At 41.0% G+C, this 22,759-nt stretch carries 22 protein-coding genes and 1 pseudogene; 5 read left to right on the forward strand and 18 right to left on the reverse strand.

Going from position 1 to position 22,759, the window contains the following annotated elements; genetic code table 11:
• Positions 1-69: 69 nt before the first annotated feature.
• The 3 genes from HM131_RS15000 to HM131_RS15010 all read right to left on the reverse strand — a co-directional run bounded on the left by HM131_RS15000 (position 70) and on the right by HM131_RS15010 (position 3,637).
• The gene (locus HM131_RS15000; protein ID WP_085030538.1) at positions 70-1,608 is read right to left on the reverse strand and encodes a fatty acid--CoA ligase family protein; all 1,539 of its coding nucleotides are present in this window, start codon (positions 1,606-1,608) and stop codon (positions 70-72) included.
• 214 nt (positions 1,609-1,822) lie between these two features.
• Positions 1,823-2,824, reverse strand: a complete 1,002-nt coding sequence (locus HM131_RS15005) for a lipoate--protein ligase (protein ID WP_085030539.1) — start codon at positions 2,822-2,824, stop codon at positions 1,823-1,825.
• Between the two features lie 81 nt (positions 2,825-2,905).
• Positions 2,906-3,637 (reverse strand): MBL fold metallo-hydrolase, encoded by a 732-nt coding sequence (locus HM131_RS15010; RefSeq protein ID WP_085030540.1) that lies wholly within the window; start codon positions 3,635-3,637, stop codon positions 2,906-2,908.
• Positions 3,638-3,765: 128 nt separating this feature from the next.
• Here HM131_RS15010 and yhfH point away from each other — a divergent pair, with 128 nt between their 5' ends.
• Complete coding sequence (yhfH, locus tag HM131_RS15015; RefSeq protein ID WP_085030541.1) at positions 3,766-3,894, forward strand: protein YhfH; 129 nt, start codon at positions 3,766-3,768, stop codon at positions 3,892-3,894.
• A 709-nt stretch (positions 3,895-4,603) separates the two neighbouring features.
• Positions 4,604-4,726, forward strand: a pseudogene (locus tag HM131_RS20970) (helix-turn-helix transcriptional regulator); the annotation flags it as partial.
• 7 nt (positions 4,727-4,733) lie between these two features.
• Here HM131_RS20970 and HM131_RS15025 read toward each other — a convergent pair.
• From HM131_RS15025 to HM131_RS15065, 9 genes are all read right to left on the reverse strand, one after another.
• Positions 4,734-5,987 carry an MFS transporter gene (locus HM131_RS15025; protein WP_085030542.1) on the reverse strand — a complete coding sequence of 418 codons (1,254 nt, stop codon included), beginning with the start codon at positions 5,985-5,987 and terminating at the stop codon, positions 4,734-4,736.
• Positions 5,988-6,083: 96 nt separating this feature from the next.
• Positions 6,084-6,290 (reverse strand): capping complex subunit for YIEGIA, encoded by a 207-nt coding sequence (locus HM131_RS15030; RefSeq protein WP_085030543.1) that lies wholly within the window; start codon positions 6,288-6,290, stop codon positions 6,084-6,086.
• The gene (locus HM131_RS15035; protein ID WP_085030544.1) at positions 6,291-7,202 is read right to left on the reverse strand and encodes a YIEGIA family protein; all 912 of its coding nucleotides are present in this window, start codon (positions 7,200-7,202) and stop codon (positions 6,291-6,293) included. It abuts the gene before it with no gap.
• 149 nt (positions 7,203-7,351) lie between these two features.
• Complete coding sequence (locus HM131_RS15040) at positions 7,352-8,515, reverse strand: iron-containing alcohol dehydrogenase (RefSeq protein WP_085030545.1); 1,164 nt, start codon at positions 8,513-8,515, stop codon at positions 7,352-7,354.
• A gap of 237 nt (positions 8,516-8,752) precedes the next feature.
• Entirely contained in the window at positions 8,753-9,766 is a 1,014-nt protein-coding gene (locus HM131_RS15045) for a LacI family DNA-binding transcriptional regulator (protein ID WP_085030546.1), read from the reverse strand.
• A 375-nt stretch (positions 9,767-10,141) separates the two neighbouring features.
• Positions 10,142-11,545, reverse strand: coding sequence for a protoporphyrinogen oxidase (hemY, locus tag HM131_RS15050; protein WP_085030547.1), 1,404 nt, complete (start codon positions 11,543-11,545; stop codon positions 10,142-10,144).
• 1 nt (position 11,546) lies between these two features.
• Positions 11,547-12,482 (reverse strand): ferrochelatase, encoded by a 936-nt coding sequence (gene hemH / locus HM131_RS15055; protein WP_085032034.1) that lies wholly within the window; start codon positions 12,480-12,482, stop codon positions 11,547-11,549.
• Between the two features lie 13 nt (positions 12,483-12,495).
• Entirely contained in the window at positions 12,496-13,533 is a 1,038-nt protein-coding gene (gene hemE, locus HM131_RS15060; protein WP_085030548.1) for a uroporphyrinogen decarboxylase, read from the reverse strand.
• Between the two features lie 112 nt (positions 13,534-13,645).
• The gene (locus HM131_RS15065; protein ID WP_157130909.1) at positions 13,646-15,820 is read right to left on the reverse strand and encodes a transglycosylase domain-containing protein; all 2,175 of its coding nucleotides are present in this window, start codon (positions 15,818-15,820) and stop codon (positions 13,646-13,648) included.
• 94 nt (positions 15,821-15,914) lie between these two features.
• Here HM131_RS15065 and HM131_RS15070 point away from each other — a divergent pair, with 94 nt between their 5' ends.
• Positions 15,915-16,421 (forward strand): antibiotic biosynthesis monooxygenase family protein, encoded by a 507-nt coding sequence (locus HM131_RS15070; protein ID WP_085030550.1) that lies wholly within the window; start codon positions 15,915-15,917, stop codon positions 16,419-16,421.
• A gap of 36 nt (positions 16,422-16,457) precedes the next feature.
• Here HM131_RS15070 and HM131_RS15075 read toward each other — a convergent pair whose 3' ends face one another.
• The 5 genes from HM131_RS15075 to liaF form a co-directional block, all read right to left on the reverse strand.
• Entirely contained in the window at positions 16,458-16,955 is a 498-nt protein-coding gene (locus tag HM131_RS15075) for a thioredoxin family protein (RefSeq protein WP_085030551.1), read from the reverse strand.
• 2 nt (positions 16,956-16,957) lie between these two features.
• Positions 16,958-17,377, reverse strand: coding sequence for a disulfide oxidoreductase (locus HM131_RS15080; RefSeq protein ID WP_085030552.1), 420 nt, complete (start codon positions 17,375-17,377; stop codon positions 16,958-16,960).
• A 137-nt stretch (positions 17,378-17,514) separates the two neighbouring features.
• Positions 17,515-18,144 (reverse strand): response regulator, encoded by a 630-nt coding sequence (locus tag HM131_RS15085; RefSeq protein ID WP_085030553.1) that lies wholly within the window; start codon positions 18,142-18,144, stop codon positions 17,515-17,517.
• Positions 18,141-19,205: a sensor histidine kinase gene (locus HM131_RS15090; protein ID WP_085030554.1), complete on the reverse strand. Its 1,065-nt coding sequence runs from the start codon at positions 19,203-19,205 to the stop codon at positions 18,141-18,143. The genes HM131_RS15085 and HM131_RS15090 overlap by 4 nt, the downstream gene beginning before the upstream one ends.
• A gap of 15 nt (positions 19,206-19,220) precedes the next feature.
• Positions 19,221-20,003: a cell wall-active antibiotics response protein LiaF gene (gene liaF / locus HM131_RS15095; RefSeq protein ID WP_085030555.1), complete on the reverse strand. Its 783-nt coding sequence runs from the start codon at positions 20,001-20,003 to the stop codon at positions 19,221-19,223.
• Positions 20,004-20,261: 258 nt separating this feature from the next.
• On the opposite strand from liaF, the gene HM131_RS15100 reads away from it, so the two are divergent.
• On the forward strand, positions 20,262-20,699 hold the full coding sequence (locus HM131_RS15100; protein WP_085030556.1) for a ferritin-like domain-containing protein: 438 nt from the start codon (positions 20,262-20,264) through the stop codon (positions 20,697-20,699).
• Positions 20,700-20,842: 143 nt separating this feature from the next.
• Positions 20,843-22,015 (forward strand): M20 metallopeptidase family protein, encoded by a 1,173-nt coding sequence (locus HM131_RS15105; RefSeq protein ID WP_085030557.1) that lies wholly within the window; start codon positions 20,843-20,845, stop codon positions 22,013-22,015.
• A gap of 7 nt (positions 22,016-22,022) precedes the next feature.
• Here the strand turns inward: HM131_RS15105 and HM131_RS15110 are convergent, their stop codons facing one another.
• Positions 22,023-22,724, reverse strand: a complete 702-nt coding sequence (locus HM131_RS15110; protein WP_085030558.1) for an EcsC family protein — start codon at positions 22,722-22,724, stop codon at positions 22,023-22,025.
• Between the last annotated feature and the right edge of the window lie 35 nt (positions 22,725-22,759).

Raw genomic sequence — 22,759 nt, forward strand, 5'->3', positions numbered from 1 at the left:
CGCTATGATGTTTCAAAAAAATAAGCAACTCCATGTTACCGGAATTGCTCGAAGACTAGCCTATTCTTTTTATGACTGCGCCAACTGCTCGCGTAAATTTTTTCTCAAAATCTTTCCTGTTGTATTTTTAGGTAATTCCCTCATAAATTCAACACGAGATGGAAGTTTATATTTGGCTAAATGCTCACGGCAGTACTCCATCAATTCTGCTTCTGTCAACGTGGGGTTATTTGAGACAACAAAGCTGATAACCGTTTCGCCAAGCTCTGGGTCCGGGGCACCGACTACAGCTACTTCCGTTACATCCGGATGATTATAGAGGACTTCCTCCACTTCACGAGGATAAACGTTGTACCCACCTACCAGAATCATATCTTTCTTACGATCTACGATATAGAAATATCCTTCCTCATCCATGCGAGCCATGTCTCCTGTGTATAGCCAACTATCACGGATCGTTACAGCGGTTTCTTCTGGAAGCTTATAATACCCTTTCATCACGTTAGGTCCCTTAACGATCAGTTCACCGACTTCACCGGTGGGAACTTCTTCTCCTAATTCATCGACGACTTTATTTTCAACGTTACTAATGTTTGTACCGATCGATCCCGCTTTTCGAGGGCGGTCCAGAGGATTGAAGGCTGTGACCGGCGAAGCTTCTGATAACCCATAGCCTTCCGATACGCGGACATTAAACTGTTCTTCAAAAGAATTTAATAAGGCGACTGGCATCGAGGATCCGCCAGATACGCAAATTCTCATATTGTTGAACGTGTCAGTTTGCTCTTTTCCAGTTTGAAGTAAATAATTGTACATGGTTGGAACCCCAGCAAATACAGTAGCTTTATATTTTTCAGCGATGGCAAATACATCCTGAGGAGAGAATTTAGGGACAACCAGGACTGTCCCCCCGCTCATGAGCGGAGCATTCAAGGCTACGGTCAAACAAAAAACATGGAACATAGGCAGCGTAGCAATGACTCGATCCTCTGAGTTAAACCTCAAGTAATCAGCAACATCTACTGCGTTTGAATACAGGTTGTTGTGGGTCAGCATCGCTCCTTTTGGCTTTCCAGTCGTACCTGAAGTATAAAGAATGACTGCCACCTCTTCCCCATCCAGCGATGGACGGTCATAAGTCAAACTTCCTTCTTCCACCGCTTCTGTAAACGGTTTCAATTTTAAGGATAAAGGAGATTTGGACAAATCGATACCTACTCCTGTTTCGGCTACAAAATAGTGATAGACTTCGAGCTGCTCATCCATATGCTCAAATTTCTCAAGCAGGACATCCATCGTGATCACAACTTTAACATCACCATTTTTCAAAATATAGCTCATCTCATCAGCGGTATAAGTCGGATTAATTGGAATGACTGTAAGACCTGCACGTAAAGCACCATACAGACCAATCATGAATAATGGACTGTTTCCACTGACTAAGGCTAAATGATCGCCCTTGCCGTATCCTAATTCTGTGAGTCTAGAAGCAAACTTAGTTACAGAAGCATCAAAACTTCGATAGCTTACACGATCATCTTGAAATATGTAAGCTTCCTTATCAGGATGCAATTCTGCTGTTTTGGACAGCTGTTCACTTAGATTCAAATCTTGCTCCCCCTTCGCTTAATGAATGAATGGTCATTCATTATGTGCTAATAAATTTTCACTCTAATTATAATATACTGAAAATTAACATTCAAGAAAGTTCATAGATCGATATTGTTTTACAAAAAGCTTCACTGTACATTTCATTTATTCAACTATTTAACAGATGTAGAAGACTAGAAAAGGCAGGCTTTTTAAAAAGCCTGCCTTCTAACTAATAAACCATATCCAAAAAGTCTTCTTTTGTGATTTTTCCTAAGTAATGAGAAATATCCATATCTCCAAGGGCTTCTGATATAGCTTGTCGGTTATACGGTGTACCAATCAAGGTTTCCTCAATCTCGCTGATATCTCCGACTCCGAAGAAGTCACCGAAAATCTTTGCGTTTTGAATATATCCTTTTGTTACATCAAGACGAATATCGTAACTTCCTGCTCCTTCAATTCGTTTTGTATGCTGGATGTTGAATTTCGGTGATTTTCCATAGTTCCAATCCCAGTTTTTGTAGCGTTCTTCTGCCAGCTGATAGATTTTTTCCCAATCTTCTTCTGTCAGCTTGTACTGAGGGACATCTTTTACATCTTCCACATCGAATATATAACGAAGGATGAGGTTCTTAAACTCCTCCATCGTTATTTTTTCCTCAAGGAATTCGGAAATGTTTGCCACACGACTGCGGATTGATTTAATTCCTTTTGATTTTATTTTTTCTGTTTTCACATTTAATGCGGATACAACATTCTCAATCTCAGAATCAAACATCAGAGTTCCATGACTGAACATTCGGCCTCTTGTGGAAAACTGCGCATTTCCTGAGATTTTTCTGCCATCTTCAGCGACGATGTCATTGCGTCCGGATAATTCTGCATTGACACCGAGTTTCTTCAGTGCCTCTGTAACAGGCTTAGTGAATTTCGCAAAATCGTGGAAGCTATCTCCATCATCTTTCGTAATAAAGCTGAAGTTCAAGTTACCTAGGTCATGATACACTGCTCCACCACCAGAAAGGCGTCGAACAACATGTATGTTGTGATCCTCGACGTAATTCGTGTTAATTTCCTCAACTGTGTTCTGGTTCTTCCCAATGATAATCGAAGGTTCATTGATATAGAAGAGCAGATACGTGTCATTAATATCGAGATTCTTTAACGCATATTCTTCAATAGCTAAATTGATCCTAGGGTCGTTGATTCCCTCATGGTCGATAAAAAGCATACATCTCATCCTTTCTCATTCCCTGTCTCTACCTACATATTGTAATAGTTTCGACAGAATAAGACAATTTATCTATCCCCATTAATGCGACCAGGACAACCCTTCTTCTGCCAATTGGATTGTACCATTAAATTTATCTTCTGCTTCCTGTCTTAAGCGCACCAGCTGACCAAAATGAGGTAAATGACTGAGCCACAATGTCCCAACCTCTGCTTTAGATGCTATTGTGGCCGCTTCGACACTTGTCATATGTCCAGGGCCTTGTCCGTCCATTCCTTTGTAAAAGTTTGTGTCTGTAATTAACAAATCCGCGTCTTTGGCAAAATCCGCCCACTCAGAAAAATAGCTTGTATCCGCTGTGTAAACAACCGTTCCTTTTCCGTCCGTAATTCGCATACCATAACAAGAAACGGGATGCACCGTTTTTTGAAAATCAATGGTAAAAGGACCAATCTGTAAAGAACCTTCAGGATCGTAAGCAACTCCTTCTGTATATTGATGAGTCAATAGTTGAAATTTCTCGTAGTCTTCTTCATGTCCATAAATCGGAAGAATTTCATCTGTTTCATTCAGCGTGTTTTGTACTAGACATGCATATTGAAGAGGACCGATGTCAGCAATATGATCATGATGATAATGAGAGAGTAACACGGCATCAAGATCTGTTACTTTTTTGAACTGCTGTAATCGGGAAAGCACCCCGCTTCCGCAATCCACAAGCATAGTAAATCCATCTGACTCAAACAAATAGCCTGAGGTGGCACTTCCAGTTGCAGGATAAGCGCCCCAATAGCCTATAACTGTCACTTTCATATCCAACACTCCCTGGTTCTTTTTTACTAATTGCACATTGTTTTATAACAGGTGGTTGATTTCTGCATATTGTTATAATACAATGACTTTACATTCAAAATATTAAAATAATTTGGAGGGGATTCCTTATGATGAACGTTATTGAATTTTTCCGTAACCTGCCTAAAAAACACTGCACAAGCTGCGGTAATGTAATAGAAGAAAAGGCTGACTGCTACGGTAATGTGTGTGATGAATGCGACCACCCTGCTCGATAATTCTAGTATTCCACAAAAGAATAAAATTGGAACATAAGAATATGGAGCAGCTGACATCAGCTGCTTATTTTTTTGTTCTATAACAGAATGTAAACGTTTACAAAGTTGTCACAACTCAGCATGACTACTAAGAGAAAAGGTGGTATAATAAAAGTGTAAAGAAGATAACAAAAAAACTTAAACAACTTAGGTGACTCAACCATCGCGAGTTCGTTTCCAAACGAACGAAGGCGCCGGCCAAATGAAGGAACACTAATCCTGTGGAAAGGATGGAAAATCAGCCTTGGAATGGTCAGGCGGCCAACAGGTCTACAGTTACAAAGTAGACAATGGGTGTCTCTAATGAAGGGCGATGACCCCTTTAGACAGAAAACCGATAGTCAGCACCATGATGTGAGGTAGTCTAACAAAGAGAACCACCTAGTACGATCATTTCTTTTGAAAGAGTGTAAACCGAAGGAAAATGATTTAAATTGGACTTAACCAAAACGAAGGAAAGAAGGAAACGGATTCCCTAAAGAATTGTCCTTCAAGAAAAGATAATGTTCAAACAGATGTAGAATCACGGATGATTCTTACATGGTTGGGTCACCTAAGTTGTTTATCCCTTCCCCCTGGCTTATGCCAGGGTTTTTATTTGCAATGGCATATAGGTAAACTATTTTTAGCTCAATGTAAAAAATAGTTTACCTTTTTTGTTCTAGGAGTGAAAAAAGCTGGCGTAAGCAGACAAACCATTTTCTATCTGGAAAATAACGGGTATAACCCATCTCTAATATTGGCGTTTGAAATTGCACGCTTATTTGAAAGAGATATCAATGAAAGCACATAGCCCACTATTAAGCAAACGCATTTTCTGTATTCCCTTGCCCCTTTTCAGATTTCGAACTCTCGATAAATTTCAAGACTAACCACAGTAATAAGAGCCCGACTCCACCCGCTATAAAAAAGCTTATATTCAAAAATTTATCCATTACAAGCGACATACCAGGGGGCCCAAAAGCAACTCCAACGAACCTTGCTGAGCTGTAAAAAGAAGAAATGGTTCCTCTTTCTTCTTTTTCAATCCCCTCAGTTATTAGAGCATCCAGTACAGGCAGGGTAGCTCCCATAGCGATGCCGAACAAACTTGTGACTCCAAGGAGCAGTATCAACTTTTCGCTCGTGTACCCGACGAAAACGACACTGCCTGAAATTACAATCAAGCTGATCATTAAAACTCTCTTCATTGTTTTAAGGTTATCTTTAATTTTCTTTCCAGCTATATAGGAGGCTCCACATAATCCGAGGAGTGGAACTGCAAGAATTAATCCTTTCTTAACTCCATAAATATCGTGGATTTTCTCAAGAATATCCGATAAAAAGAACAAGACAGCAAATAACAGAAACATTAAATAAACACCGACTAAAAATACGGTATAAATCCATCTGCCCTCTTTTTTAAAAATGTCTTTTGTTTTACGTGCAAAAGCTTTAAATTTCACAGGTTCGTCTTTTTTCTTCGGAACTTTAATAAAAAAGAAGACAAGTACTATAGATATCAAACTGAAAAAGGATATTGAAAAAAACGGAAGAAACCATAAAAACGCAGCAAAAGCTGCTCCTAAAATTGGACTTAATACTTTTCCAAAGGTATTCGAGGTTTCGATCAATCCAAGGCAAGAACTTGTTTTTTCATCATTTCCTTTATAAAGGTCCCCTACTAAAGGGAGAATGATAGGCGTCGCTCCAGCTGCTCCGATACCTTGAAGAATACGTCCAATCAGAATCCATGTATAAGGGTCATTCCCTTTCCAAGAAGCAAATCCTGCGATGATTCCTCCTATCAAAGCAAGAATTAAACTAGGCAGAATGACTATCTTTCTACCAAAACGGTCGGACAAATATCCCGCGACAGGTATTAAAAAAATGGCAGCTAACGAATAGCTCGTAATGATCATACTGGACTGAAAAGAAGTAATGTCCACTTTCTTTTCAAATATCGGTAGTACAGGGATTAACATAGAGTTCCCTAGAGTCATGACTAAAGGAATGGATGCCATGCTGACTAAGCACCATCTCCCTACTTTTTGTTCATTTTCCGAATGTTCCATCTTCCAATCTCTACCTCCTCAATTTTACCTTTGCAGAGTTCCATTTCCGCTCATTCCTGTGAAGAACAAAAAGGCTTTAGAAATTAATCTACCAACCTATACACGGATAACCATATAATCTCCATTGTTCAACTGAACAACATCAGCTTTCATTGCTTTGGCAATATCCACTGTCATTTCCTTAGAAGCTTCCATACTTTCAGCAAATAATGTGAGACAACTGCTCGCAAGAACTCGCTCCTTCTTAATCGTTACATAGGCTAAAACTTCATATTGCGGCTTCATAGTTGACTCTCTGCCCATTTACTTTTCCTCCTTTACATCTGTCTTCATTACGCGATGTGATTTTTTTGTGCTTTCAAGAAGTGGACACTTCTTGACCACCTCAATCAGGGCATCAATATCCTGCTTGATCGGCACAAGCGTAATTACAACCCGGCCCTTTTCATAGTCTTTCCTTGTAAAATGGTAACGTTTATTTCCTAATGCTCTAGTTGCTTCAAACAACGCAGCCTGTCTTTGCCCGAAATTATCAAGATTGATTCGGTAGTGGTTTTCGTTTGGATAAATAACCACTGTTAATCCTTCTTCTTTAAATAGAGTGGCAGCATTGTCCGTGCCTAGGAGATTACTGACGAAGATTCCATCAACAAACAGACTTGAGTCCTTAACTTCTACCCTTCCTTCCTCGACTTGAGCAATATCACCAATACTTTTACCTTTGGTGAAATGCTTAAGGAAAAAAAGCACAACGAGACCGATCAAAACACCAACAGCTGTAGCAAAAGCGAGTTGAAAGGACAAGGAAGATATAGTTAAAGACACGACAAACGAAGTAATGAATGCAATATAGTTTCTTGCTTCAAACGTTTTAGCGATCCCATCAATATAAGCATCCCCTCGATAGGTGTACTCTGTATTTTCTAATTCACTCAAGCTTTCTTTCTCCATTTTCCTAACGTCTCTAAATTGTTGTAATGCGAGAGTTAAAAATGTGACGGCCACAAAGTTTTTACTCATTAAGGCAGGAATAGCTACAGCCCCTAGAGCCGAAGCGACAAAACCTGTAATTAAATGGATCAAGTACCCATTTGGATAACTCGGGTATTGACGATAATCTTCTTTTAGTAACCATACTCTTCCAAGCGTCCCGATAATAACAGCCGTAATGATAATACTTAATTGATCTGCAGGTAAACTGAGTTGATCTTCCATCCAGTTCACTCCTAACCAAAGAGTTGCCTTTATTCTTTCCAATAAAAATAGGATAACTCCCTTTACTTCATAAAAAAGCAGGCTGCCGGGTCAAAAACTCGGCAGCCTGCGCATGAAACTTATACAAGGATAATTGCTTATATTAGGTTTTATAGAGAGCTCTTCAAGATCTCCTTCACGTTCTCACTATTTAGCTCCTTATAGGTGCCTACCCCTGGTTTAATAAAGGTTTTCTCTACAATGGAGTCAAAATCCTGATCGGTAATATCATAATCCTTGAAGGTGCTTGGTGCGCCTAATGATGTCCAGAACTTCCTCAGTGCTGCAGCACCTTCAAGAGCGACCTGTTTATCTTCTTTACCTGCAGGATCGACACCAAAAACATTAACCGCCAACTGTTTCACACGGCTGGGATCTTCTTCTAAAACATGCTCAAGCCAGTTAGGGAAAAGAATCGCCAGTCCGCCACCGTGTGGAATATCATAGATGGCAGAAACAGCGTGCTCAATCCTATGAGTAGCCCAGTCTCCTCCATCTGTACCATTCATTAGAGTACCATTGAAAGCTGTGGTACTTAAGTACATCATCGTTTCCCGATATTCGAAGGACTGCAGGTTCTTCATGAGCTTTGGTCCCGTTTCAATGGCAGTACGAAGTAACGATTCGATAAACCCGTCAATCATTGGGGTGTTGAACGTACGGTGGAAATAATGCTCAAGGGCATGGGACATGCTGTCTACTATGCCGTAAACCGTCTGATCCTCAGGTACAGTAAATGTGTACTCAGGATTTAAGATAGAGAATGTGGGATATACGTGTGGAGAGCCCCATCCGAGCTTATCATTTGTTTCCCAATTCGTAATTACAGACACGTCATTCATTTCTGAGCCTGTTGCTGCTAAAGTTAACACCGTGCCAATGGGAAGCGCACGTTCTATCGGAGCTTTTTGTGTAATTAAGTCCCATACATCTCCATCGTAAACTGCTCCAGCGGCAATAGCCTTCGTACAATCAATGACGCTCCCGCCGCCAACAGCCAAAAGAAAATCAATTCCTTCTTGTTTGCACAGCTTTACACCTTTCCTCACTGTCTTTAACCGAGGATTAGGCTCGACACCTGACAGTTCATGGATCTCTGCGTCAACCTCTTTCAACTTATCCATGACGTCATTGTAGACCCCATTACGCTTAATGCTTCCTCCACCATATATAATTAAAACTTTCAAACCTTTTTTTAATTCATTTGAAATCTGTTCAATTTGTCCTCTACCAAAGTAAAGCTTTGTCGGATTATATTGTAAAAAATTATTCATGATGTCACCTCATTGATTGTTTATAATATACACTATCAAAAAGTACGATATCCTCTGACTAGTTAGAAAAGAAGAGATCAATAGCTAGAATGTGAGGGCAAAAATAACTTCGATCCGAATCTTTCTAATTGAAAGTCATATATGAATTGTGTAAATGAATGAAAGTTAGTCAGTCCCTAGCACAAGGTCTGGGCTTGGAACTTTTTTAATAACAAAAAAATCCACACGAAGTGGATTTTAGTGTACAGATAATTTTCTTCTTTTAGTTGAATTACGAATAAGCAGTTCATGATCAAACACATATTCTCTTGGATAATGGGTCCCCGGATGCAACAACTGCTGCAGTAATATTTCTACTGCTTTGTTGGCCATCTGCTTAACAGGCTGTTCCACTGTTGTAACTGAAGGAACCATTAACAGTGAGATCATTTGATTATCAAACCCGACCACAGCCAGGTCGTGAGGGATTTCCCAATCATTTTGGCTTGCTTCATATATAATTCCTGCCGCTACTTCATCTGATCCTGTAAAAACCCCATCAATATATGGATGATTTTCTTTAATGAAATGAAAGACCTTCTGCCCATCTTTGACATCAAGGGCCCAATCAATATTCAAGTCCTCTATCTTGGTTGTACCCTTATCTTTTAGTGCTTCCTCGAACCCTTTTCTACGCTGGGATGTCAAATGACTATTAGGCCCGCCGCTAACATACGCAATATGATTACATCCTTGCTCCATCAAGTGTAAAGTGGCTTCATAGGACGCCTTTTTATGATCCATATGCACAGTTGGAACAGGTGTGCCTTCCATGTACTCGTTGCAAACAACGATTGGTCCTGATTCTAAATATGGTTCAACATCGTCCCAATTATTTATGATGGAGGCCATAATGACTCCATCTACTTGTTTTGTTTTTAACAGCTGTAAATAATCCATCTCTTTTTTCTCGGAATCATGAGTTTGACAAACAATAACTTGATAACCCCATTCAGAGGCCTTCTCTTCCATTGATTCAATTAAATTTCCAAAGAACGGGTTTGTTATTCTTGGTAAGAGTACGGCGATGGTTTCTGTACGTTGACTTCTGAGTCTGCGGGCTGATGAATTGGGGACGTAACCAAGATCATTCATGGCTTGGATGATTCGCTGTTTTTTCTCTTCTGTGACATAAGGCTGGTCGTTGATCACGCGGGATACGGTTGTTCTGGATAACCCAGCCAATTTTGCTACATCTTCAATCGTAGCCATACTTATTCCCCCTACTGATAATCTAGCAAACATTGAAAACGCTTCCATATAAAATCATACTAATCCTTCCAATTTGTTGCAAGTCTTTTCACAAAATAAAGAACTTAAAATTCAGTTGATTCCTATCTATGTAGCTCAAGTGGACCTTAACACGACTTCGATCTCTAACTAAATCCTCCTATTCCCTGAAGACTCACTGTCTAGGCTTTCTAAGGTCCGTTGCGTGATAAGTGTTAGGGTTGGCTGGAAAATCTCGAAGCAAGTTCTTCAATAACATTGCTATTTTATGTATTATCTCCTAATGCAAAGAAATCAAGCACTGACAAGTTCAAAAACAATAAAACTGCTGTGATCCCACAGCAGTTTTTAGAATAATTATTGAAGATAGTCTAGTACTTGTTGTACAGCTGCTTCTCCCTGATCGATACAATCTGGAAGTCCGATACCTCGATAGGAACCACCAGCGAGATAAACACCTGGGAGGTGCTCTTTCATTTCACCGGTAATGGTCTCTAACCGTTCGTTATGACCGACTTTGTATTGAGGCATCGCATCATGCCAGCGTGTTACGATCGAAAAGTCAGGACGCTCCGTAATGTCCATCGTCTGGTTCAAATCTCGAAGACAGATTTCAACAATTTCTTCATCCGATAAGTCGACCACTTCTTGGTCATCTGGTTTTCCGACGTAGCAGCGCAGCAACACTTTACCTTCTGGTGTGGAATGCGGCCACTTTTTATGCGTCCATGTACATGCTGTTATTCGAAAATCACTGTTTCGAGATACGACAAATCCTGTACCATCGATATCTTTTTTAATAGCTGAAGCATCAAACGCCATAGCAACGTTGGCTACAGAGGTGGCATTCTTTTCTTTAAAAGGAGCCATGAATTCATATTGAGTCAACATTCGTTGTGCCGCAAAGTGAGGGACAGCAAGAATAACCGCATCTGCTTCTTGGACAGTTCCATTACTAAGCAATAAGTGATAACCTTCTTTATGTTTCTCTATGTGGTTCACTTGGATGTTCTTTTGAACAACTCCAGGATCAAGGGCGTCCTCAATTGCATTAACAAGCGAGCCAAGACCATTTTCAAGGGTACGGAACATACTTGGTTTCTTCTCACCTTTTTTCGGCTTTTTCATAGGATATTTCTTTCTTAATCCCTTGATCAGGCTTCCATAATGTTGTTCAAAGTCATAAAACATCGGGAAAGTCGACTGCAGACTTAACTCATCGATATCGCCTGCATAAATCCCTGATAAAAGAGGCTCGATCAAATTCTCTACCACTTCATTTCCCAGCCTGCGGCGGAAAAACAACCCAAGAGATTGATCTCCATCTATTTGTTTCTTTTGCTTTACAAGGTCCTGGGCGGCTCTAATTTTGCCCGTAGGACTGAATAAGCCTGAGAAAAGGAATGGACGGATTCTTGTCGGGATTCCCATAAAGGACCCACTCGGCATTGGGTGAAGCTTCCCGTTGACAAGAATGTATGACTGACCCGTACCATTAGGCACGAGCTGATCTCCTAAACCAACCGCCTGAGCTAATCTTGCTGCACTTTCTTTACGAGCCAGGAAAGAGTCAGGCCCCCGTTCAATAGTGAACCCATCTCTTTGTACCGTGTCGATTTTACCGCCTAGGTGGTCGCTTGCCTCTAACAATTGAATATCAATCGGTAGATTTCCATTTTGCTTTTCTTTTTGTAAGTAGTAAGCGGCCGTCAGTCCGGAGATCCCACCGCCGATAATGACGACCTGTTTTGGTTCAGACATATTATCCCTGCTCTTTCACTTTGTCTAATACAACGTTTGCCAGTGTACGGATAAACTTTGGATGAGTGTTAGGCATTTCAGGACGGTAATAATTCGCACCAATTTCATCACAGACAACCTTACATTCATAATCATTGTCGTATAGAACTTCAAGATGATCAGATACGAATCCGACTGGAGCATATACAAAAGATGTATATCCTTTTTCATTGTAAAGCTCACTTGTCAAGTCTTGAACATCCGGCCCAATCCACGGATCAGGCGTATTGCCTTCACTTTGCCAACCGATTTCATACTGAGTAATCCCAGTGGCATCAGAAATTAGTTCAGCCGTTTTTTTCAGCTGATCAGGGTAAGGGTCTCCCCCTTCGAGAATTTTCATTGGCAAGCTATGAGCAGAAACGATCAGACAGGCTTTCTGTTTTTCTTCTTCACTCATTTTTGCGTATTCTTCATTGATTTTTTCTTTCCAATAATCGATGAATCCAGGAGCATCATACCAGCTTTCAACTGAACGAATGGTGATTCCATGCTTGTCAGCTTCTTCCTGTGCACGTCCATTGTAGGATTTAACACTGTACGTAGAATAGTGAGGGGCAAGAACAATGGATACAGCTTCTATAATGCCGTCTTTTTCCATCGCTTCAACTGCATCCTCCACGAATGGTTCAATATGCTTTAAACCTAAGTATAGTTTGAATTCTACTTCATTCTGAAGCTTATTCAATTCCTTTTCCAATGCTTTTCCTTGATCTTCTGTAATACGCGCTAAAGGAGAAATGCCTCCGATTGCATCATAACGATCTCTCAAGTCTTGTAACATTTCATCGGAAGGCTTGCGACCTCTGCGGATGTGGGTATAATATCTTTCAAGATCTTCTTCCTTATAAGGTGTTCCATAAGCCATGACCAATAGGCCCATTTGTTTTTTTGCCATCATTGTTCACCTCTTATCTAGTTTTAGAATAATCATGAATCAAGTTTGTCAACCGTTTCAGTGTTTCAGGCTGAATATCCGGAGTAACCCCATGACCAAGATTGAAAATATGAGCAGGATGTTGTCTTCCTTCATCTATAATACTCTTCGCACGTTCTTCGATCACGTTCCAATCGGCCAATAATGTGGAGGGATCAAGATTTCCTTGAAGAGGTTTAGTAATTCCCTGTTCACGGGCTTCTGTAATTGACATTCTCCAGTCCAGTCCAAGTACGTCAATTGGAAGCTCATTCCATTCCAAAGCTAGATGGCGAGCACCCACTCCGAATAAAATCAAAGGGACGCCTTCTTCTTGAAGCTCACGGAAGATCCGCTCCATAACAGGCTTAATGTACGTTCGGTAATCTGCTGCATTCAAAGCCCCTACCCATGAGTCAAAAATTTGGATAGCACTTGCGCCTGCTGCCACCTGGGCACGTACATAAGTAATAACCATATCGGCTAATTTTTCCATTAAGGAGAACCAAGCCATCGGCTCGCTATACATAAGAGCTTTTGTTTTATTGTAATTCTTAGAAGGTCCTCCCTCAATCATATAGCTCGCAAGCGTAAATGGAGCTCCACTGAACCCAATCAACGGAACATTCAACTGCTCCTTTGTCAAAAGACGAATCGTATCCAGCACATATGGAACATCAGATTCGGGATCAATGGTTCCCAGCTTTTCAATATCCGCTTTTGTACGAGTAGGATTATGAATCACTGGTCCGATTCCTTTTTTAATTTCCACATCCACTCCGATCGCTGGAAGCGGAGACATAATGTCTTTATAGAGAATAGCAGCATCGACTCCATATTGTTCAACAGGCAGACGTGTGACATAAGCGCACAGCTCGGGCTGATGAGTAATCTCAAATAAAGAATACTTTTCCTTTAATTTACGGTATTCAGGCTGCGACCTTCCCGCCTGACGCATGAACCACACGGGTGTATGGTCTGTTTTTTCTCCACGAAAGGCTCTGAGAATCGTATCGTTTTCAATTTTTTTCATGGTTATATGCTCCTTTATTCACGTTCAAATCAATCATCCGTTATCCACTATACCGATTTATGACCATTCTGTATAGAACGATCGCGTATTTGTCACGATATTGTTCATTTTTTCACAGGTCCCAACGAAGTGTTACAGAATTGGAAGGTTTGCCTTCAGCTCCAGTTAAGGGGTCGTAGGGAACAACGTAGTAAGTCGTTTGATCAAAAATGCCGAACGCACTTACTTTGTAACTTCCTTTTCCAGTCACTTCTCCAACATTAACATCTTCTCCTTCTTCTTCACGGTAGATACGGTATACTACTCGTTGATCGCTCGAAGGCGTCCATTCTAACGTTCCTCTTAGAAGAGCAAGTCCTGAAAGAGTGAGTTTTCCTTCCAGATCATTTACTACTGGCAAATCGATAGGCTCAGGCAAACTTTCCACCCCTTCTGGTTTGGAGAAGGAAGCGGTCAAGTTCTTCTGCTGATCAACTTTAGACAAGATGTCCTTCATCATGCGAGTAGGATAAGAACTGCCTCCTTCTAACCATTGCTCCTCCTCAGCGCGATCATATCCCATCCATACAACACCAACGTATTCGGGGGTGTAGCCGGCAAACCAAACATTCGAATTTCCTTTTCCTGAGGCAAGCTGGCTTGTCCCCGTCTTGCCTGCTAGTGCTTTCGGATAATTTCCCGCGCTCGCAGTTCCTTCTTCTACCGTAGTTTGAAGCATTTCCGTCATGTACCAGGCTGTCTGTTTATTAAAAACCTCTTTTTCCTCAAGCTTGTGCTCGTGGATGATTTCACCGTCTCTGTTTTCAATCTGACGAATTGTGTAACCCTCTACCCTTTTTCCTTGCTGAGCAAAACTACGGTAAGCTTCTGTCAACTGAAGAGGTGAATATCCTTTGGACAAGCCGCCTAATGCAATCGCCAGTCCTTTATCTTCTGTAGGCAGACCCAATTTGCTCAAGTACTCTTTGGAATAGTTAATTCCAATTTTATCAAGAAGCCATACGGCTGAGACATTTTTCGATTCCACCAAAGCTTCATACAAGGAAACTTCACCTTCATATTCATCGTTATAATTAGATGGGTTGAAGTTTCCAGCGAACGATTGGCGACTATCGGAAAGCAGAGTGAAGGGATCATAGTTATCATTCATTAAGGCAGGACCGTAAACAGCGAGAGGTTTGATGACAGAAGCAGGCTGATGTTTGGTCTTCACCCTGTTCACATCGCCGTGTTTAAAATCACGCCCACCGACAGCAGCTACTAAGGCTCCTGATTTATGATCCATGAGTGTAAAGGCGCCTTCTGCTTGTCCTTGAGAAGCTGGGACGAACTCTCCATTTTTCATTTGGTCTGCAGCAATGCGCTGGATAGCAGGATCCATTTCTACAACGATTCTGTATCCGCCACGTTTCAACTCTTCTCTTGAAATATGATATTTTTCCGCTGCCTCATCAATCACGAGATCAACATAGCTGTTCGACCATGTTTCCTCAGATTCATCTTTCCTCTCCGTTCCTAGCGTTGAACCCTGAAAGCTGATCATTTCATCCGTATCCAGCACACCAGTGGCAGCCATTCTAGCGAGGACCACATTTCTGCGCTGCTTCGATTCCTCAGGGTGATCAAAAGGAGAGTAGGAATTCGGTGCCTTTGGCAGTCCTGCAAGTAAAGCCGCCTGAGGAACTGTTAAGTCAGAAACCGAAACGTTGAAATAATGTTGGGAAGCTGCTTCGATTCCGTATGCGCCTTCTCCGAAATAAATACGATTTAAATATAATTCCAAGATTTCTTCTTTCGTGTATTTCCGTTCTAAATACTTCGCAGCCATCACTTCTTTTGTTTTCCTCATCCACGTTTTGTCATTCGATAAGAAAAGGTTTTTGGCAAGCTGTTGTGTGATTGTACTGCCGCCCTCTACCTTCTCCATGGCAATAATGTCTTTGTACACGGCTCGGGCAATTGATTTGAGATCGACTCCAGAATGGTCATAAAAGCGGGAATCTTCGATAGCAATAAAAGCATTTCTTACGTGTTCTGGAATTTGATCGATAGGTACGATCTTCCTGTTTTTCGTATAAATTCGTTCTACAACTTCCCCATCTTTAGTTTCTACAGTCGTCATTTCATCCAAAACCAAATCTTTCTGTTCAACAACAAATCGCCCACCAAATACAATCGTTGCATAGCCGATAATCGTTAATAGCATTAGGGCTCCAACAATAATCCCGGGCCATTTCAAATGCTTTGTCCACGAGGGTAGTCGTTTTATATACTCTTTGATGTTCAACTCTTGTGCATCCTTTCTGAACGATTCCTTTAAACTTGCTCCTTCCATGCATCAATTGCTACACTGAACATAACGCAGGAAAGGGGACATCGCTATGAAGGTTTCGATGACAAATGGTACATTGAATTACTTAGCTAAGCTAAACCAAAAACATCCAGATGCTCACTTACTTTTCATGCAAGACCAGGATAAAACCGTCGCCTATTATGAAGGGGGGCAAACGTCCATCTTTGAAGAAGGCCGAGACTACGAAGTTGTAGATTCTGTCGGTGATATGAAGTCCAAAGGCTTTGTCGTTATGAACAACATCCCTGTAAGTGACGAAGGACGCCCCGTATTTGAAGATCGTTTCAAGCAAAGAGCAGGAAACGTGGAGAACATGGAAGGATTTCAAGCCATTCGTATTCTCCGTCCAACTAGAGGCAATACTTATGTGGTTCTTACACAATGGAGGAATGCTCAAGACTTTGAAGATTGGAAGAACTCCAAATCCTTTGAACAAGCTCACAAAAATTCTGGCCCAAAACACCAGAAAAAACCTTCTTTCATTGATGGAGACGCTTATATTACAAAATATCATATGGTACAAATGGAAGAATAAAGGAAAAGTGAGCGGTTTTCAGCCGCTCACTTTTTCTTATTCCGCGGATTTCTCAGGAGCGTCCTTCAGTACTTCCTGATGAAAGAACTCATCGAAAGCATCAACGTTTTGCTCACCTTTAATGCGTGCGGCTTCTTCTCCGTCCTCAAAATGGATGATAGTCGGTGTTCCCTCAATATTGTACTCATTCCACATTTTATCAAATTCAAGAACGTTCATCTTTTTTAAATCTATGCCAAGCTCTTGAACCATTGGAACAACAACAGGGGTTGTGCGCTGGCAGTGGCTACAAGTTGGGCTATAAAAATAAACCGTAGTTGGTTCACCTGAATTTATTTGTTCTTCTAATTCATCCGGTGTAATCTGATTCTGGTACATCGGGTCATCCAGTTGATCAATAGTCGCTTGATCTAACGTCTCTTTCCCATAAGGATTATCCGCTGTCTTTTGGTTATTTTGATAATTTACAACAAAGATTAATACGGCAATAAGAACGGCAAGGACCGCTCCAAATATAGCCATCTTCTTTTTCATGTTTACGATCTCCTTCTCTTCATGAGCAGAATGCCATGGGTAATAAAGATAATGATAAATGCCAGTCCAGCTAAAAACGGAATGGTTACAAAGCCGAAGTAATTTACATACTGAGCATTGCAAGGAACGAGCCCACATGCGCCTCCGTCTGATAACCCCGGCACTTTTTGAATGGAATAATGATAGATAGAAACTAGCATTCCAATTCCGCTAAGGATCATACCAGGTATAGCAATCTCCAAGTTTCTCTTCACCAATGCAGCCCCATAAATGAAGACAAGTGGATACATAAGGATACGCTGGTACCAGCAAAGCTCACACGGTTCATACTTTAGTACTTCAGAAAAGAACAAGCTCCCTGCAGTGGCTACAAGTGCTGTAGCCCAGGTTAAAAACAAATAAGTTTCGTGATTTGATTTCATAAGTGCACTAATCCTTTCTACCTCTCCCATGTGTATTATACTAGGTATTAATTTGAATACAAAATACTTTCCCTGCTAAAGTTTTCTGTTTTGGTCATAAAAAAACAAAAAGCCACGCAATGGTGGCTTTTGGGGAATTATGATTTTTTAAGCAACTGATTTCTGTGGGCATATACAGCTGCCTGAGTACGATCCTGGACGCCAAGTTTACTCAATACATTACTTACATGAGTCTTAACCGTCTTTATCCCTATATAGAGATGTTCACCGATTTCCTGATTCGTCATCCCTTCTCCTATGCACATTAATACTTCTAGTTCTCTTCTTGTCAATTCCTCATGAGGTTTTTTCTCTTTTCGAAGACGAGTCATCATTTTGGTAGCTACTTTTGGCTCAATCACATTTTCACCCTGGTAGGCTTTTCGAATGGCCTCAGCGATTTCATCCGCAGAAGAAGTCTTCAGCATATAACTGAAAGCCCCCGCCTCAAGAGCAGGAAAGACCTTTTCGTCATCATAAAAGCTTGTGAGAATGATAATTTTACAATCCTCTGTTTTCATGATTTCCTCGGTTGCATCAATTCCTGTCCCCTGTTCCATGATCAAATCCATCAAAACCACATCAGGTTTCAGTTCCTTGACTAAGTCCGCTCCTTTGAATCCACTTGACGCTTCTCCAACGACTTCTAAATCATCCTCCGTATCTAAATAAGCGATGATCCCTTTTCTTACTACATCATGATCATCAATAACGGCTACACGTATCATTTTGACTCCTCCTTACTTTGAACAGCTATTGGCACTCTTATATCGATATGCGTTCCTTCTCCTTCTCTAGAACGAATCGTAAACACGCCTCCAATTTCTTCACAGCGCTCTTTCATAGACTTCAACCCGTAAGACGCCTTGTTGCTTTTCTTTTCATCCGGATCAAAACCAGCACCGTCATCCGATATATGTAGGAACATCTCATCCTTTGAATGAGTCAAATTGACTTTTACTTCCGTTGCATTCGCATGACGTAAAATATTGGATAGTGCTTCTTGTACCACTCGGAAGAGCTGTTCCTCTGTCGTTCTCGATATTTCATCCATCTCCTCCATTTGGACATCAAAATGAAGCGGACATTTTTGTTTTAATTCTTCAATGAGAGAAGAAACCCCTTCGGTCAATGGCTCGCCTGACAAATGAACAGGTCTTAAATGGAGAAGGAGAGCCCTCATTTCTGTCTGGGCTTGTAGTGCCATCTGCGTGATTTCTTCAAGCTGCTTCTTCGCTTTATCGGGATTTTTATCAAATACTTTTCCCGTAGCTTGAGCCATCATAGTCAAAGCGAACAATTGCTGGCTGACCGCATCATGCAGATCCCTGGCTAATCTTTGTCTCTCCTCTATGGTAGCTGCCTTATGAGCAGAGCGTGCTAGTTCTGCTTTTTCATCGGCAAGCTTTAATAAAGACTCTTTTTGCTGCTGTAGCTTTTCTCCCAGCTCATTAAGTTCATCCCCTAAGCTGGCGACCTCATCATTTTCATTAAAGTAAATCCTTGAAGAAAATTCTCCTCTCGACAGCTGGGTGATCATCGTTGAAATATAATCAAACCGCTGTTTCATATCGCCACTCGATTTAAAGCCAGCATAGATAGACATAAAGAAACCTACGATCAAATACGAGAGGATAAAAAATAAAATGGCACCCGGGCTTAGCCATGATGGTTCAAACCAGACGTGAATGGAAAGAAGTACAGCCAACAATATAAATATATTCAAAATGAGCCCGTACAAATGTGATCGAATATACATATATCGGATACTATTCAACTGTTTTAACATGACCGTCTTCCCCTCCTATACATGGTCAACCTTTATGGAACCTACTCTAAAATCAATATAGAGGGATAACCTTCTGGTAGCAGTGTGATAATCCTCGGTCTCGTATACAAGTTCTCGTTTAAATCCACTTGCATTCTGATTATTGACCTGAATATCCCCCGTCTTAATACTTGCTTCAACTCTGAATGGGACATTCTTCGGAATGACCATTTTCACATCACCTATCCAGCCTCTTACATGGATAGGAGTATCCCCATCAGGTATGAAGGCTCTTGTGAAATCGAACTTATAATCTCCGATTCCATTCCAAAGATCCATCGGTTCCACTTTCCAGTTATCCTTTTTAAACTCCTGACTTCCGATTGCCATCCGACTTGGTTTTGGGTCTTTCCTAGAGAACGTTGCTGTGTTCTGAGGATCTGCTTTTGAATCATAGTGGAACTCAAAATTCCTCTTTCGCTTATTTCCACCCAAAAATATAGCGAATCCTATATAAATAAATAGAAGAGGCCATAGCCGCAGCACATCACCCAGTTCAAATACAATCACTTCAAAACGATCTAGTAGAAGTAGAGCCCCTAATATAGTAAGAAACGACCCAAGAATCCATGAGCCTCCTGATTTTAAAAGGGCATCCAGCCACATTTTCAATCCAATACCAAGGAGTAAGACTGGATAGATGTTCTCCCATGAGAGACTCATTTCCAGGGAAATAACGTCTAGATTAGACAAAAGTAATAGAACTCCGATCGAGACGAGTGCTATAGCCAATAAAACATTCAAAAACCCTTTTTTCATTACTAATCACCCTTTTCTTTCCTAAGACTATTTATTCTATACGAGGTGGAAGATTCCTTTAATTCAGCTTAATTTCAGTGTAGAACCCCTTCCTGCTTACTCTTACTTTACTTGAATCACTTTGTAATTAAAACGAGCCTCAGACTGTTTCCCTCTCCGTCTCAGGACGGACTATTTTTTGTAGAGAAGCATGTTTAAAGAGTGGACTTCAGGGAATATCTATATTGTGTCAATTTTTTATAAGGAGGATGTTAGGGTATGGATGAAAAAATGAAAGCACTAATCGATGGACTAAACGAAGACTTGGCTCATGAATATGCCGCTTCGATTATGTACACATATAATGCGGCAGTCGTCACAGGTTTGTATCGCTCCGTATTAAAGCCATTCTTTGAGAGTGAGGTCACAGACGAACAAGGCCACGCCCTTTACTTAGCAGAAAAGATTAGTACTCTTGGAGGTACTCCAACTACAACTCCTGCTGAAGTCAAGCAGTTGGCTGAAGTTAAACCTATGCTTGAAGAAGCTATGGAAGCAGAACGTCAAACAATTGTGCGCTATGAAGAGCGCAAAGCTCAGGCTGAAGAATTAGGGTTAACCGAGCTTTCAGTAAAACTGGATGATTTAATTTCTGATGAAACTGGTCATATGGAAGAGATTGGCCGTCTTCTGAAGGATTCCCGTTTATACGATTAATACTTACTAGCCGCTATGTTGATAGCGGCTTTTTTACATTTCTTTTGAATTTTTTACATTCCAGTAAATAGTCAGATTAGTTTGAGAATCCTACAGACATGTATTACACTTTATTCAATCATTCTCAAGGAGGAAGAACATACATGTGGGACACAATTTTCCAAGCGATTGATGACCAGTATGAGCAGATGGTTGAAACACGAAGACACTTACACCGGCACCCTGAGGTGTCTTTCAAAGAAGAAAAAACGGCTCAGTTCATTATAGGTACATACAAAAGACTGGGGTTACCTTATCAATGCAAAGTTGGCGGCAATGGTGTGATTGCTACCCTTGAAGGAGGAAAACCGGGGAAAACAGTAGCTTTAAGGGCAGATTTTGATGCCCTTCCGATTCAAGAAGAAAATGAAGTCAGCTATAAATCGAAGAACGATGGAGCTATGCATGCTTGTGGTCATGATGGGCACACAGCTGCCCTACTAGGATTGGCTGAAGCCTTACTCCCATTTAAAGAAGACCTCCCCGGTACAATTGTTTTTCTTCATCAGCATGCCGAGGAATACGCCCCAGGCGGAGCCAAACCAATTCTTGAAACAGGAGCTTTGGAACACGTCGATGCTGTATTTGGTACGCACATTTGGGTGAATACCCCTGTTGGTGTCATCCAAGCTTCTAAAGGTCCATTCATGGCAGGTGCCGATCGTTTTGAAATTAAGATTCAAGGGAAAGGCGGTCATGGAGCTCAACCCCACCAAACTAAAGACGCTATTGTAATCGCTTCTCAGCTTGTCACCTCTCTACAACAAGTGGTAAGTCGTAGGGTAGATCCTTTAAAAACTGCCGTTCTATCCGTGGGAACATTCGAAGCTGGGCATACATTTAACATCATAGCTGATTCAGCTGAATTGACAGGTACAGTCCGGACCTTTGATCATGAGGTCCAAGAACTGATCATTGATGAGATGGAAAAAATTATTAAAGGCACTTGCGAAAGCAATAGTGCGGACTATGAATTCAATTATCATAAAGGGTATCCTCCTGTCGTCAACCATGAAACAGAAGCTGAGCTGATTTTACAACGATCACACGAAGCAGACCCATCACTGCAGACGGAGGAAATTGAACCCGTAATGGCTGGAGAGGATTTTGCTTATTATTTACTAGATAAACCAGGTGCTTTTTATTTCACTGGCGGGCAAATTCCGGATCATTATTATCCACACCATCATCCTAAATTTGACTTTGATGAGAAAGCTTTAAATTATGCCGCAAAAACACTTCTGCAAGCTTACAGAAGCTACCAGGAGCAAGTATAAAAAACATTCATAATAAACGGAGGCGGCAAGCGTTCATTGTCGTCTCCCCTAAATGTTCCAGCATTCTGCCATTAGCTACGTAACCAACAACAGCTCCAAAACCTGGAATCAATTGAAATAACTTCACAAAATCAAGCGTATCTCTATACTCGATTTGGAGAGTTCTCCAATCCATGTGCTTCTGTTTCCTATCTAGATGATTCCAATTCAACACCTTCCCCCTTACATTCTCCCTAGCCTCATCACTTGAGAAGGCAAGCATGAATAGGTGAAGCAAGAAGACACGTTCCTCATACTTACGAACATCCAGTCCATAAATCTGCCCGGCATCAAATATAAATTTCATTTTAATACTTAATAATAATGGGAAGTCCGCTGCCCCTAACCAGAATCCCCCGAAGCCGGTACCTGCCCCTTCGAAAGCAGCTGTCTTTTTATATTGGTCCAGTCTTTCTGTCACTAGCTGTTCTCTTTCTTGAAATGACATTGATGTATTTAAATCGACAGGACGTATATATTCAGAAGTCGTCAGTGACACTTCAATCATTTTTCTAATGCTTTCTGTGACAACGTTGTGAATTTGGTCAGGTATCTTTTGGTTGATTGAGGATTGAAATCGTTTAGATGTCCGCTGCAACACGGACGACCTTTTTTCTAAGGAACGACTCCAGCGTTCTGCCTCTTTTTTCACCTTTGTTTCGTAATCCATAGTTCTTCCCTCCATATTATTTACATGATATTACT

The sequence above is a fragment of the Halobacillus mangrovi genome (assembly GCF_002097535.1).
In the GTDB taxonomy this organism is placed as follows: domain Bacteria; phylum Bacillota; class Bacilli; order Bacillales; family Halobacillaceae; genus Halobacillus; species Halobacillus mangrovi_A.